This window comes from Photobacterium sp. GJ3 (genome assembly GCF_018199995.1).
Taxonomy (GTDB): Bacteria; Pseudomonadota; Gammaproteobacteria; order Enterobacterales; family Vibrionaceae; genus Photobacterium.
On the sequence record NZ_CP073578.1, the window covers coordinates 333,973 to 347,809 of the forward strand.

A 13,837-nucleotide genomic window follows, 5' to 3' on the forward strand; every position below is an offset into this window, starting at 1 on the left:
CCATTCAAGATTGATCTCTGCCGGGCGATCCCGGCAGAGCAAAGACACGGATTTTAGCCACCATGACTGATGTCTCAATGGAAGGTATCGAACAGCTCCCGCTGCGTAAGTTTACGGAAGATGCCTATCTGAATTACTCCATGTACGTAATCATGGACCGGGCCCTGCCATTTATTGGTGACGGCCTGAAACCGGTTCAGCGCCGGATTATTTACGCGATGTCAGAGCTGGGCCTGAGTGCCACAGCCAAGTATAAAAAATCGGCCCGGACCGTGGGTGACGTGCTGGGTAAATACCACCCGCATGGCGACTCGGCCTGTTATGAAGCCATGGTTCTGATGGCGCAGCCGTTTTCTTACCGCTATCCGCTGGTCGATGGTCAGGGGAACTGGGGTGCGCCGGATGATCCGAAATCGTTCGCAGCGATGCGTTATACCGAATCGCGCCTGTCCCGATTCTCTGAAGTGCTGCTCAGTGAGCTGGGTCAGGGTACTGTGGAGTGGGGGCCGAACTTCGATGGCACCATGAAAGAGCCCCTGACGTTGCCTGCACGTCTGCCGCATATTCTGCTCAATGGTGTGACGGGGATTGCTGTGGGCATGGCGACGGACATTCCGCCGCATAATGCCCGTGAAGTGGCCGATGCTGTGGTGCATCTGATTGAAAATCCACAGGCTGAGCTGGATGATCTGATGGGCTTTGTGAAAGGTCCGGATTATCCGACAGAAGCTGAGATCACATCCGCCAAAGATGATCTGAAAAAGATCTACCGCACCGGGAAAGGCAGCGTGAAAATGCGTGCCGTGTGGAGCAAAGACAATGGTGAAATCATCATTACTGCGCTGCCACATCAGGTGTCCGGTTCGAAATTGCTGGAACAGATCGCCGGACTGATGCGGGCCAAGAAACTGCCGCTGGTCGATGACCTGCGGGATGAGTCGGATCATGAGAACCCGACCCGAATCGTCATTGTGCCGAAATCAAACCGGGTGGATTGTGAACAGCTGATGGCGCATCTGTTTGCGTCTACGGATCTGGAAAAAAGCTACCGTGTGAACCTGAACATGCTGGGGCTGGATGGTCGTCCGCAGGTGAAAGGTCTGGTGACCATTCTGTCTGAATGGCTGACGTTCCGTCGCGACACGGTTCGCCGTCGTCTGCAGCATCGTCTGGACAAAGTGCTGGCCCGTCTGCACATTCTGGAAGGTTTGCTGGTGGCCTATCTCAACATTGATGAAGTGATTGAGATTATCCGCACCGAGGACGAGCCGAAAGCCGTACTGATGAGCCGTTTTGGTCTGAGTGCGACCCAGGCGGAAGCGATTCTTGAGATCAAATTACGCCAGTTAGCCAAACTGGAAGAAATCAAGATTCGCGGCGAACAGGATGAGCTGAACAAAGAGCGTGAGAAGCTGGAGCAACTGCTGGGCTCCGAGCGCCGGATGAACACGCTGCTGAAGAAAGAAATTCTGGCGGATGCCGAGAAATACGGGGACGAGCGTCGCTCACCACTGGTAGAGCGTGCAGAAGCCAAAGCCATGACAGAACGCGAACTGATCCCAAGTGAAGCGATTACTGTCGTGCTGTCTGACAAAGGCTGGATCCGTCATGCCAAAGGGCATGAAGTGGATCCGAGCAGCCTGAACTACAAGTCTGGCGACAGTTATCTGAGCCATGCACGGGGCAAGAGCAATCAGCCTGCGGTCTTCATTGGCAGCGATGGGCGCAGCTATGCGCTGGAGTCGCATACACTGCCATCGGCCCGGAGCCAGGGTGAACCGATCACCGGACGCCTGAATATCACTGCAGGCAGCAGTGTTCGTCAGGTGTTGATGTCAGAAGAAGAGCAATACTGGCTGATGGCGTCGGATGCGGGTTATGGTTTCGTCTGCAAAGGCAGCGACATGATTTCCAAAAATCGTAACGGTAAAGCCCTGCTGACCGTACCTGCGGAATGCGAAGTGATGCCGCCGCAGCCGATTACGGATCTGAAACATGATCTGGTGCTGGCGATCACCAATGAAGGTCGGATGCTGATCTTCCCGATTCAGGATCTGCCGCAGTTGGGTAAAGGGAAAGGAAACAAGATTATCAATATTCCTTCCGCTCGTGCCAAAGCAAGGGAAGAGTTCCTGTCGCACCTGCTGGTGCTGCCTGCGGGCTGTGAGCTGACGCTGTATGCCGGGAAGCGCAAGCTGGGGCTGAAGCCAGCCGATCTGGAGAACTTCTACGGTGAGCGCGGTCGCCGTGGCGCCATGCTGCCACGTGGTCTGCAGCGTGTGACCAGCTATGAGATGGCACGACCGGCCCAGGACAGCGACGACAGTTGATCGCTTCAGTCACATCCATTGAACAGGCCTCAAATTTGAGGCCTGTTTTGTTTTTCGGGGTGTTTGAACTGGTGTCAGAATCGGATAAAAAAGCGGTTTTTTGGGTGTAATTTCCTATTGACTGAGTATACTAGCGCACGCTTGTACGCTGAGGAGAGTTTGATGATTGCTGTATTTCGACTGGTGGCCATTGCGTTGTTTGCCATCGTCATGTTTGTATTCGGGTGCGGTTATTGCCTGCTGAGTCCGAGAAACCCAAAACATGTTCACACGTTTGCCCTGTTATTCGCTAAAATGTCGCGGATCCTCGGTATCAAGCTGGAATTACGTGTGGCCGACTCGGCCAGAGAAGTGGGTCCGAGCATTCATATCGGTAACCATCAGAACAATTATGATCTGTTCACGATTTCCGGGGCTGTCTTGCCGCGTACCGTGACGGTTGGTAAGAAAAGCCTGCTGTGGATGCCATTGTTCGGCCAGCTGTACTGGCTGACAGGGAACATTCTGATTGACCGCGCCAATCGCAGCAAAGCGATGGGGACGATCAGCCAGGTCGTTGAAAAAATTAAAGATCGCAATGTATCGGTGTGGATGTTCCCGGAAGGCACCCGCTCTCGTGGTCGTGGCTTGCTGCCGTTCAAAACCGGTGCATTTCATGCTGCGATCAGTGCTGGCGTGCCCGTGGTGCCGATTGTGTGCAGCAGCACGGAACATGTGAAGCTGAATCGCTGGAACAATGGTGTGGTCATTGTTGAGGTGATGCCGCCGGTTCAGACGGAAGGCATGACCAAAGAGGATGTCCGTGATTTGTCTGTACGCTGCCGGGATCTGATGGTCGCAAAGCTGGATGACTTGAATGCCGAGGCTGCGTCACGTTCATAATCAGGGATACACTGAAACCAGATTGTCAGGAAGACAGGCCGTTATGGCCTGTCTTTGTTTTTAGCGCACAGCAGTGCGTGGTCGGAGGGTAAGCGATGAGCCGGGAATATGTGATATTAGTCAATCAGGACGGTGAACCGCGTGGCCTGGCTGAAAAAATGCAGGCACACCGTGATGGCGCACTTCATCTGGCCTTTTCGGTGCTGTTGTATCGTGAGACCCCGTCAGGTCGCGAATTTCTGTTGCATCAGCGGGCGCTGGGGAAGTACCACAGCGGCGGGCTGTGGACCAATACCTGTTGTTCGCATCCGCGTGAAGGCGAAAGCCTGCAACAGGCTGCGACACGCAGACTGGGTGAGGAAATGGGGATCACCAGCGTGCGTGAGTTTGATGAGATCGCCCGTTTTATCTATCGGGCAGCGCTGGATAATGATCTGGTCGAGCATGAGCTGGATCATGTGCTGGTGGCGCATGCCGATCCGGCTATTGTGCCTAATCCCAATGAAGTGATGGCGTATCGCTGGTGGCCGGAAGCAGAATTGTCGGCCCGGTTAACTCAAACGCCAGAGGTATTTACGGCCTGGTTTGCAGAAGTCTTTCGCAGGACACTGGCCTCATTCTGAGGTGCTGGCCATGGCGGGTGATGAAGGCGGGAAACCCGCCTTCAGGAAGTGATACCAATCGCAGTCAATAACTGGTCATCCTAGCTTGTTAAAATGTTCGATCACTGCGTTAAATTTTTTGATTGTAAAATAACTACTTATCTAAAAAATCTGCCTTGTTCTCAAACATTTTTTCTGCGCTATTTTTGATCACTGACTTACTTTGATTGGTATGAATCAGGCTTTACGCACTGCAATCGCTTCAATTTCAATTTTCACATCTTTTGGCAGACGTGCCACTTCAACACAAGAGCGTGCCGGATATGGCGCATGGTTCTCGTCAAAGAACTGGCCATACACTTCGTTCACAGTGCCAAAATCATTCAGATCTTTCACAAACACCGTCATTTTGACGATATCAGAGACTTTCAGGCCTGAAGATTCAACCACAGCCTTCACGTTTTCCAGCGACTGACGTGCCTGCGCGGCGATATCTTCCGGCACTTCACCTGTGGCCGGATTCACTGGGATCTGGCCTGAAGTCAGAACCATGTTGCCCAGATCTACGCCCTGTACGTAAGGGCCAATGGCAGCAGGAGCTTTGTCGGTGTGCAGTACTTGAGTCATCTTCGATCCTTATTGGCTTTATTCGGGAAGAAAGACCCTAGTTTGCAACGGCTTTTCGGGCAGGTCAAAAGGTTTGCGGACCCGAGTGGAAAAGGCCCGCTGACGCTAACGAAATGCCGGGTCATTATTCATGTTCTGAATCATCTCCGGAGGTGACTGGCTCTGATAAATAACGGGCTGGGTCTGCTTCAGGGCTATGTCATTCTGCTCTTCTTCCGTGGCGGGAAAAGTGCCAGACACCGGGGTCTGGAAACTCCCCAATGGCGATGGCGTATTGTGCGTGCCTGCAAATGGTGCGACGCCCGTGACGTTTTGCCGTGCCTGTGTATCGCGGGGCAGGCCCAGCTTGTCCGGGACATCCGTATGCCGGTTGATCTGGCGGACATAATTCGACACTTGGATACCCGCCAGTGCGTCATTGGCTGCGGTCGGACTGATCCCCAGCTCTGCCAGCCAGTCGAAGATCAGGGTGGCAGGAACAAACTGGCTGTAGCGGTCTGCTGCCCTTAAGTTACGCAGATCTTCCGGATTATTGACGATGGCCACGGTGATCCCAACCACTTCGCCTGCCTGATTGAAAACCGGGCCGCCGCTCATGCCGGACATCACTGGCGCATCACTCAGCGAATACAGACATTTGGTGTTGGTATCAATCACATCCTGCAGATATTTCCCCTGTCCCTGAATGCTGGTGCCCAGCAAAGAGTGACCCAGATGGGTAACCGGCTGATCGGGATAAATCAGCCCCCAGGTCGGGATGGTGGCTGAATCGGCTCGGATCAGGGCCAGATCGCAGAGCGGGTGATAAATCACATCCCGGTTCCAGGCATACCGAGCGACGTGCTTGGCCGTGACCTGAAGCTGGGGCGTAATGGGTACGGCAGAGCCAAAACCACCCAGTAAAACCGGTACGCCAATGACCACTTGCCGGTTGGCGGCGTGGGACGGCGCCTGCGTGACGTCGCCATTGGCCGTGATACAACTGGTCAGGAAGATGACCAGTCCCACGACCAGAGATTGACCGGCCTGAAATTTCAGCAACCGGCGACAAAACTGCGCATTCAAACTCATGCAATGTCCCCGAAACGAGCTTTTGATGAAAACAGGACGAATCACGTGCTGTTTTCCTGAGTCTAGTGAGCGGGGACAGGCGCAATTGTTGTTGAACTGAGAACGGCGGGCGTGTGCGGGAGAAAGCTTGAAAAACAATAAAGCCGACTCAGGGCTGAGTCGGCATTCTCAGTTTTGCCATCCGGGAAACCGGGGGATTAGTGGTAATCGGTCACGATATCGCGGGCAAAGACTTTCTCGCAGTATTTACATTTCAGGCGAACTTCTTCACGCTTCGTCAGTACTTTGAAGCTACTGTCGACGGGTTCGTTATGGGTAATACAGTTGGAGTTCGGGCATTTGAAAATGGCATGGATTTGATCGGGCAGCGACAGCGTCAGTTTCTTCACAACCTGATAGTCTTCAATCTGATTGACGGTCGCATTCGGCGCATATAACGCCAGCTGATTGGCCAGTTCCTCATTCAGGAACACGTTTTCAATTTTGATCAGATCTTTGGTGCCCTGCGCGGAAGACGGCAGATTCAAACCAATGGTGACGCGTTCTGAAGCTTCGTGCAGTTGAAATAACCGCAGCACTTTGATGCCGATGTTGGCAGGAATGTGGTCAATGACAGTGCCATTTTTAATGGCTTCGACCTGAAGCTGAGTATCTTTTGTCATGATGGGTCTCCTGCTTAAATTGTTTCGTTCAGGACCAGGGCCAGCAGCGCCTGGCGGGCATAGACGCCGTTCTCCGCCTGCTGGAAGTAGTATGCGTGCGGGGTTTTATCCACATCTGTCGTGATCTCATCCACCCGTGGCAGCGGATGCAGGACTTTGAGATTGGCACGCGCATTGGCCAGCATGTCCGCATTCAGAATATAAGCCGCTTTCATATGGGCATACTCGGATTCATCGAAGCGTTCTTTCTGCACGCGGGTCATGTACAACACGTCCAGCTCCGGGATCACATCTTCCATTTGGGTGTGCAGGCTGTACTGAATCCCGGCATCGTCCAGTTCTTCGCAGATATAATCCGGCATCGCCAGCGCTTCCGGGGCGATGAAGAAAAAGCGGATGTTGTTGAATTTTGACAGAGCCTGCGTCAGCGAGTGCACGGTGCGGCCATATTTCAAATCACCGACAAAGGCGACATTGAGGTTATCCAGACGGCCTTGTGTTTCGGCAATACTGAACAGATCCAGCAAAGTCTGCGTCGGATGCTGATTGGCACCATCACCGGCATTGATCACCGGCACTTTACCGGAAAACTCGGAGGCCAGACGGGCCGCACCTTCCTGCGGGTGGCGCATAACGAAGGCATCCACATAAGAGGTGATGACCTGCACAGAGTCAATCAGGGTTTCGCCTTTCTTGGCCAGTGAGGTATTACCGCCGCTGTCAAAGCCAATCACGCTGCCGCCCAGCCGCTGAATGGCGGTTTCGAAAGACAGACGGGTCCGGGTTGATGGCTCGAAGAAGCAACTGGCAATGACCTTGTGTTTCAACAGCTCAGGATTCGGGCTTTTCTTCAGCTGGGTTGCCGTTTCCACGATAAGCTCGAGTTCGCTGCGACTAAGCTCGGGGATTGAAATAATGTGCTTATGGTATAGCGAATTCGCCATGACGCTTTCCCTCTTTTAGGCTGGAACGAGTTGCTGCAAATCTGTCTCACCTGACGTGCAGGCAAAAAAAAGCCCCCTGAGATCAGGAGGCTTCTGGATTCAGATCCGGAGAAACAAAAACGGCATCGCTCGCCGTCAACCGGCGGCATCGCAACGGATTGTGCAGTGCGTTTGGGGCCATTTTTTGCTCTCGCTGGACAAATTGCGGAGGATTATACCGTCATTTACCCGGGGCGCAAGCGTTTGCCTGCTGGCTTGGCGGATTAACTGCCCAGCGTGGCGACCATCACAGCTTTGATCGTGTGCATCCGGTTTTCTGCCTGATCAAAGACAATCGAGTGTTCCGACTCAAACACGTCTTCTGTCACTTCCAGACCGGAAAGCCCATACTTCTCGGCGACTTCCTTACCGACACTGGTTTCGTCGTTATGAAAAGCAGGCAGGCAGTGCATGAATTTCACTTTAGGATTACCGGTGGCCTGAAGCACCTGAGTGTTGATCTGGTAAGGCAGCATGGTTTTGACCCGTTGATCCCAGGCTGAAGCTGCTTCGCCCATAGAAACCCACACATCGGTATACAGGAAATCACAGCCATGAACGCCTTCCTCAACGGATTCGGTCAGGGTGATTTGGGCGCCGGTCTCTTTGGCAATCGCCTGACACTGACTGACCAGCTCGGCTTCAGGCCAGTAATCTTTCGGCGCCACCAGACGGATATCCATCCCCATTTTGGCGGCGCCGACCATCAGAGAGTTGCCCATATTGTTTCGCGCATCGCCCAGATAGGCGAACTTGATGTCCTGTAAATTTTTTCCGGTGCTGTGCTCTTGCATGGTCAGAAAATCGGCCAGAATCTGGGTGGGATGAAACTCATCGGTCAGACCATTCCAGACCGGTACACCCGCGTATTTCCCCAGTTCTTCCACAACCGACTGACCAAAACCACGGTACTGGATGCCGTCATACATGCGACCCAGCACGCGTGCGGTATCTTTCATTGATTCCTTGTGCCCGATCTGACTGCCCGAAGGGCCCAGGTAAGACACGCGTGCGCCCTGATCAAAAGCTGCAACTTCAAAGGCGCATCGGGTCCGGGTGGAGGACTTCTCAAAAATCAGCGCGATGTTTTTACCCGTCAGCTGGGGTTGCTCGAAACCACCGTACTTGGCTTTTTTCAGCTCTGCGGAAAGAGACAGCAGATACCCGATTTCTTGTGAAGTGAAATCCAGCAGCTTGAGAAAATTCCGGTTGCGCAGATTAAATGCCATAGCTTGTCCTCGTGTTCATGACTTCAGCGAACACTGAATCGCAGTGTTATGTGTGAAAATGTGCAATTTATGAATAATTATCCATAAAATATGAAATTATATATGGTTGTGTCAATCGAAAAAACAACCTGAAAATTGGTGCGGTTCATCCCGTGTTGAACCGGCCTGTATTGAGGATGGAAATCCGCGAGAATCCATGCCATATTGGCGGCCAATTTCGTACATACTTTGGTCGGCAGACCTTACTTGGAGAGACCCCATGTCTTATGCAGAATTGATTGAAGAGCAGAAGGAAGAGACTCGCGAGATTATTGAGTCCCTGCTGGAAGATGGCAGTGATCCTGATGCGCTGTATTCGATTGAGCACCACTTCTCTGCAGATACCTTTGCGCAGCTGGAAGGCGCGGCTGCAGAAGCCTTTAAAATGGGCTTTGAAGTCATGGATGCAGAAGAGCTTGAGCTGGATCCGGAAGACGGTGGCGGTAAAGTTGTCTGTTTTGATGCCGTGATGGAATCTGCACTGGATGCCGAACTGATCGACGCTCAGGTGCTGAAGCTGGTTGAGCTGGCGCAGAAATACAATATTGACTACGACGGCTGGGGCACTTACTTCGAGTCCGGCGAAGACGATGAAGGCGAAGACGCTTAATTTTCTTCGGTGATGGGATAGGTTTCACCTGCCATCAGGGGCCGCAAAGACTGGCCATGATTCAAAAAATCCCCCGACCCGTCGGGGGATTTTTTTATCTGTTGTTTCAGTTTTTCCGGGAAACATCAGACAGTAAAGGTTGTATTGGAACCATCTTTACAGGCTGAGGTTACGCTCGAAAAGAACGATATCCACATCGGGTTTTAAGGTATAGAGCTGCGCCAGTCGGCCACCGGATTTCACTTTTTCATCCAGCGCTTCAAACATGCCGCTGGCCTCGATGCGTCTGACCAGGCTCTTACGCTGAATGGGCTTGGCAATGATCGCTTCAATGGCGGACTTGAGCTGTCCGATGGTGAACTGCTCGGGCAGGCAGTAGACCGGGATCATCGAATACAGGGCCTTCTGCTGTAAGCGCTCTTTGGCTTTTTCGATGATGTGTTTGTGATCAAATGCGACGGCAAGATCAGGTAAGTCACTCAGATCGACCCATTGAACGTCATCTACGGCGTCGATTTGTGTTGCAATCTGCTGTGGAGAAATTAAAGCGTAATACACCAGCGTCACGCTGAACCCTCTTGGATCGCGGTTGATCCCAGAGAAGGCTTGCAACTGTTCCAGATATTGAGGTGCTACGCTGGTTTTCTCTTTGATCTTCCTGAGCGCACTCATCTCTGTATTGTCGTCTGAATCGACATCCACAAAGCCGCCAGGCAATCCCCACCGACCTTGAAAAGGCGCATTGGCTCGTTTAACCAGCAGCACTTTCAGGCTGCCCTGCAAAATTGTAAACAGCACACTGTCCACCGTGAACAGTGGTTTTTTGTATTGATTTAAATCGTAATCAAGCGCCATGAGAGTCTTATTTTGTGTCTTTTCGACACAATAACGAATTCTGACTGCTCATTCAAACAAAGCGGGAGAAGGATAAAAAACTGAATCAATAGTGTCTTTGGGACGTAAAGATGTTGATCCACCGAATCTTGTTTGTTACTTTATTTGTGTCTTAGGGACATTATCTGTGAGGGGTTATGAAAATCATCAGTTTTGATGGTGCTGGCAACACCAAAGAAGTGGCATATGAAGCATTTACATTCTCCGGTGGGGAGGAGCACATTCGTTTCGAGCCATCAGATTTTGCTCAAAGTGAGAAGATACGGCTGATTGTCAGAGCCTCGGATGCCTCACAGATCATGCGACTCTTCATGGCTGTTGATGCATTAAAAAGGTTGCGTATGGAACGAACATCAATTGAGTTGCTCTTGCCCTATTTTCCTTATGCACGTCAGGACCGGGTCTGTGTTGCGGGTGAAGCGCTGGGCGCAAAAGTCATGGCCTCACTGATCAACTCGCTTCACCTCAATCAAGTCACCGTGTGGGATGCCCATAGCGATGTCGTCCCGGCGTTATTGGACCGGGTTGAAAATGTTTCGCAGGTCACACTGATTGAGCAGTTTCCAGCTTTGCGAGCGCAACTGAGCCGCGGTGAGCTCGTTCTGGTGTCGCCGGATGCTGGCGCCAGCAAAAAAACGATCAAAATTGCGGAGCACTTTGGCGGTGAGCCAGAAGTGGTTCAGGCACAGAAAGTCCGTGATCTGAAAACCGGAGATATCCTGCAAACTCAGGTACTGGGCGAGGTCAGGGGAAAAGACGTGCTGATCGCCGATGATATCTGTGACGGAGGCCGAACCTTCACCGAGCTGGCGAAAGTGCTGAAGGCACAAGGGGCCAAGTCGGTTGCCCTCTATGTCACTCACGGCATCTTTTCTCAGGGGCTGGCTGTTTTTGCTGGTCTGATCGACACCATTTACACCACGAATTCTTGCCGCGACAAAGCGGACTTTATCCAGCACAGCGATGTGCAACTTGAAATGATTGAACTTTAAGGAGCACCTCATGACCATTACCGCAGCCAGCATGCAGAAAGATGTGTATAAAGAGTTTCACAGCCGTGCCTATCACCCGGATGTCACGGAGGTGTATGCGAACTATACGTCCCGCAGTGGCAAGTTAAGCAATGTCGAAAATAACGACAAAGTAGCCTTTGTCGGCCTGCAATACTTTATCAAAAGTTACCTGCAGGAAGAGTGGCAGGCCTTCTTTGCGGCAGACAAAGAGAGCGCAGTAGCAAACCACAGACGGATTATGAGTGCCATGCTGGGCTACCCTGTGGATGTCAGCTATCTGGAAGCTTTGCATGATCTGGGCTATTTGCCGTTAAGGGTGAAAGCGTTACCGGAAGGCACGCTGGTGCCTTATCAGGTGCCGCCAATCACCATTGTGAACACCAAACCAGGCTTTGAGTGGCTCACAAACATGATTGAGACCGTCCTCAGCTGTGAAAACTGGCCGATTCAAACCAGCGCCACCACGTCTGTGGCATACCTGAAAGTCTTCCGGGAGTTTGCGGAAAAAACAGGACTGCCAGCCGAGATCGTCCCTTTTCAGGGCCATGATTTCAGCTTTCGCGGCATGTTCGGTAAACACGCCGCGGCGATGAGTGGTTTCGGGCATCTGGCATCGGGGCTGGTGGGAACCGACACCATTCCTGCGGTGCTCTTTGCCGAAAAATATTATGGTTCAAATGTGGATGAGGAGCTGGTGGGATGCTCAGTCGATGCGACGGAACACTCGGTCACCTGTTCCTGGATACTCGAAGGCGAAATTGAGTTTTTCCGTTATCTGATGCGGGAACAGTCACCGACGGGCATTCTCAGCGTGGTATCAGACACCTGGGATTTCTGGAAACTGGTGACGGACTATCTGCCACAACTGAAAGAAGAGATCATGGCCCGCGAGGGGACTGTGGTGATTCGCCCGGATTCCGGCGATCCGGTGAAAATTCTGACGGGTTATCGGATGTCGCCCGTGTCTGATTACAGTGAACTGGTCAACACACAGCAAGAGGCAGAAAAAGCGGCTGTGCGTGAAGGGTACGAAGCCTATCGTTGGCAGGGGGAATACTTCGGGGTGGTCGAAGGCGACACGCAACGGCTTGAGCACTGTGAAATCAAGGGACTTATTGAGTGCTTGTGGGACACCTTTGGTGGCACATTCACCGACAAAGGCTATAAATTGCTGGATGATCATATCGGTGCCATTTATGGGGATGCGATTACCCTGACTCGCCAGCGTCAGATTCTGCAGCGGCTCATGGACAAAGGGTTCGCCTCCAAAGTGGTACTGGGAATTGGCTCATTCAGCTATCAGTATGTCACGCGGGATACCCATGGTTCAGCGGTGAAAGCAACCAGCGTTGTGAAAGGCAACCAGCGGGTTGCGATTTTCAAAGAACCTAAAACTGACAGTAAAAAACGATCGGCAAAAGGCTTACTCAAAGTGGATCGTGTCGATGGCGAACTGGTGTGCTTTGACAACGTGACCGAAGCCGAGGAGCAGCAAGGATTATTGCAGGTTGTTTTTGAAGACGGACAACTGGTGAAAGAGACGACGCTTCGCGATATCCGGGGGCTGATCAGCACGCAGATTTAAAGGACGTTTATTTTTATCTCTGATTGAAAAGCTGGCATGGCCAGCTTTTATTTAATAAAGATACTACGTGAATCCGAGGTTATTTTTGAGCAGGAAATGGAATCAAGGTTTGAAAAAAAGAGTTAAAGTCATTTGAATTCAGTCAAACAAGTTGCACTGAACTTTCAGACCCGATTATCTTGTGGATTTTTATTTTTACAAAATAATCGATAAGGGCTGCAGTTCATGAATCATAAAATAACATGTGACATTGAGCTAAGGAAATTTCTGAAAATATTATTAAAAAATATTATTTTTATTTTTATATCTTCTGGTGCTTACTGGGTATGGGCAATGCCCCAAATCATGCAATATACTTATTCTCAGACAAAAATTGGTTCACTTAAGTTTGATTATCATGTGACACCCTATGAACTATTACAATATGCGTTGGGTCTTGGGGGTGTTCTTTTCGTTTTGTTCGCTATTGCTGTTCAATCGATTGAGTCGTTTATGATTTCATTAATTACATTTATTTTGTGCATTCCACTTTTTTATTATAAATGTGTGCAGGTTAGTGTAGGTGGTAAGAGTTTAAACTCTTTGAGGTTTAATTTTTCTGGACCTAAATTAGGTGCATATTTTCTCTTTTTCCATCCGAAGGTAGTTTTCTTTTTAATTCTTGTGTGTGGGTTCATTTACTCGGGCTTTCAAGTTCAACGAACAAATGAAACTCTCAGCTATAGTCTTTATGGTTGTGCTTTCCTGTCTATGGTTCTTCTGACTATTGTTTTTGTTGTTGGAAAAGCACGTTATATTATTAATCATTACACGTACGGTAATTATTGCCTGAAAACGACAATATCTGAAAGAGAAATTTTTCAATCAATGCTCAGTGCATTCGTATCAGTAAAATATTTTTTTGTGGCGATTTCCCTGAGTGGGCTGATTTATTGGATGTCTGGCGATTATTTTTGGAAGAGCTTAGCATTAGTATTATCGTTCACTACAATGCTATTATTTATTATTTCATATGCAGCAGAGTACCGATATCATTATTTTGATAAAATACAAGTGGAAGGAATTGATGAATTTAAATTTGTTTCGACGGCAAGTGGATGGCATATTTTTCTTCATTGGTTCAGTTGTTTATATACTTTCATTTTTACATTAGGGCTTGCAATGCCCTGGGTGTTCGTGAGCAGGCATAAGTTTTACTTCGAACACATTATGATCGTCGGAGATTTAAGGCCGATTGAAAGCGCTTGTGTATCCGCACTTCAGGTTGAAAAGGCAGGCTGAGGAAAAAAATCGGATGTCTGCGCAATGTT

The 13,837-nt window shown here is 50.5% G+C and carries 13 protein-coding genes; 7 read left to right on the top strand and 6 right to left on the bottom strand.

Annotation, left to right across the window (positions count from 1 at the left end):
- Nucleotides 1–62 precede the first annotated feature (62 nt).
- The 3 genes from parC (at nucleotide 63) to idi (ending at nucleotide 3,835) form a co-directional block, all read left to right on the top strand.
- Complete coding sequence (gene parC, locus KDD30_RS01590; protein ID WP_211647079.1) at nucleotides 63–2,330, top strand: DNA topoisomerase IV subunit A; 2,268 nt, start codon at nucleotides 63–65, stop codon at nucleotides 2,328–2,330.
- A gap of 162 nt (nucleotides 2,331–2,492) precedes the next feature.
- Nucleotides 2,493–3,212 carry a 1-acylglycerol-3-phosphate O-acyltransferase gene (locus KDD30_RS01595; RefSeq protein ID WP_211647080.1) on the top strand — a complete coding sequence of 240 codons (720 nt, stop codon included), beginning with the start codon at nucleotides 2,493–2,495 and terminating at the stop codon, nucleotides 3,210–3,212.
- A 95-nt stretch (nucleotides 3,213–3,307) separates the two neighbouring features.
- On the top strand, nucleotides 3,308–3,835 hold the full coding sequence (idi, locus tag KDD30_RS01600) for an isopentenyl-diphosphate Delta-isomerase (protein WP_211647081.1): 528 nt from the start codon (nucleotides 3,308–3,310) through the stop codon (nucleotides 3,833–3,835).
- Nucleotides 3,836–4,051: 216 nt separating this feature from the next.
- Here idi and KDD30_RS01605 read toward each other — a convergent pair whose 3' ends face one another.
- The 5 genes from KDD30_RS01605 to argF form a co-directional block, all read right to left on the bottom strand.
- Nucleotides 4,052–4,441: a RidA family protein gene (locus KDD30_RS01605; RefSeq protein ID WP_211647082.1), complete on the bottom strand. Its 390-nt coding sequence runs from the start codon at nucleotides 4,439–4,441 to the stop codon at nucleotides 4,052–4,054.
- Nucleotides 4,442–4,546: 105 nt separating this feature from the next.
- On the bottom strand, nucleotides 4,547–5,512 hold the full coding sequence (locus tag KDD30_RS01610) for a serine protease (RefSeq protein ID WP_211647083.1): 966 nt from the start codon (nucleotides 5,510–5,512) through the stop codon (nucleotides 4,547–4,549).
- A gap of 197 nt (nucleotides 5,513–5,709) precedes the next feature.
- Nucleotides 5,710–6,174 carry an aspartate carbamoyltransferase regulatory subunit gene (gene pyrI, locus KDD30_RS01615; protein WP_211647084.1) on the bottom strand — a complete coding sequence of 155 codons (465 nt, stop codon included), beginning with the start codon at nucleotides 6,172–6,174 and terminating at the stop codon, nucleotides 5,710–5,712.
- A gap of 14 nt (nucleotides 6,175–6,188) precedes the next feature.
- Nucleotides 6,189–7,118 carry an aspartate carbamoyltransferase gene (gene pyrB, locus KDD30_RS01620; RefSeq protein ID WP_211647085.1) on the bottom strand — a complete coding sequence of 310 codons (930 nt, stop codon included), beginning with the start codon at nucleotides 7,116–7,118 and terminating at the stop codon, nucleotides 6,189–6,191.
- Between the two features lie 263 nt (nucleotides 7,119–7,381).
- Nucleotides 7,382–8,386: an ornithine carbamoyltransferase gene (gene argF / locus KDD30_RS01625; protein WP_211647086.1), complete on the bottom strand. Its 1,005-nt coding sequence runs from the start codon at nucleotides 8,384–8,386 to the stop codon at nucleotides 7,382–7,384.
- 259 nt (nucleotides 8,387–8,645) lie between these two features.
- Here argF and rraB point away from each other — a divergent pair, with 259 nt between their 5' ends.
- Nucleotides 8,646–9,035 carry a ribonuclease E inhibitor RraB gene (gene rraB, locus KDD30_RS01630; RefSeq protein WP_211647087.1) on the top strand — a complete coding sequence of 130 codons (390 nt, stop codon included), beginning with the start codon at nucleotides 8,646–8,648 and terminating at the stop codon, nucleotides 9,033–9,035.
- 156 nt (nucleotides 9,036–9,191) lie between these two features.
- On the opposite strand, the gene KDD30_RS01635 is transcribed toward rraB, so the two are convergent.
- Nucleotides 9,192–9,890, bottom strand: coding sequence for an NUDIX domain-containing protein (locus KDD30_RS01635; protein WP_211647088.1), 699 nt, complete (start codon nucleotides 9,888–9,890; stop codon nucleotides 9,192–9,194).
- A gap of 176 nt (nucleotides 9,891–10,066) precedes the next feature.
- Between KDD30_RS01635 and prs the strand changes: the two genes are divergently transcribed.
- The 3 genes from prs (at nucleotide 10,067) to KDD30_RS01650 (ending at nucleotide 13,808) form a co-directional block, all read left to right on the top strand.
- Nucleotides 10,067–10,921 carry a ribose-phosphate diphosphokinase gene (gene prs, locus KDD30_RS01640; protein ID WP_211647089.1) on the top strand — a complete coding sequence of 285 codons (855 nt, stop codon included), beginning with the start codon at nucleotides 10,067–10,069 and terminating at the stop codon, nucleotides 10,919–10,921.
- Between the two features lie 10 nt (nucleotides 10,922–10,931).
- A complete protein-coding gene (locus KDD30_RS01645) occupies nucleotides 10,932–12,527 on the top strand; it encodes a nicotinate phosphoribosyltransferase (RefSeq protein WP_211647090.1) in 1,596 nt (531 codons plus the stop codon).
- Nucleotides 12,528–12,752: 225 nt separating this feature from the next.
- Nucleotides 12,753–13,808, top strand: a complete 1,056-nt coding sequence (locus tag KDD30_RS01650; protein ID WP_211647091.1) for a DUF898 family protein — start codon at nucleotides 12,753–12,755, stop codon at nucleotides 13,806–13,808.
- Nucleotides 13,809–13,837: the final 29 nt, after the last annotated feature.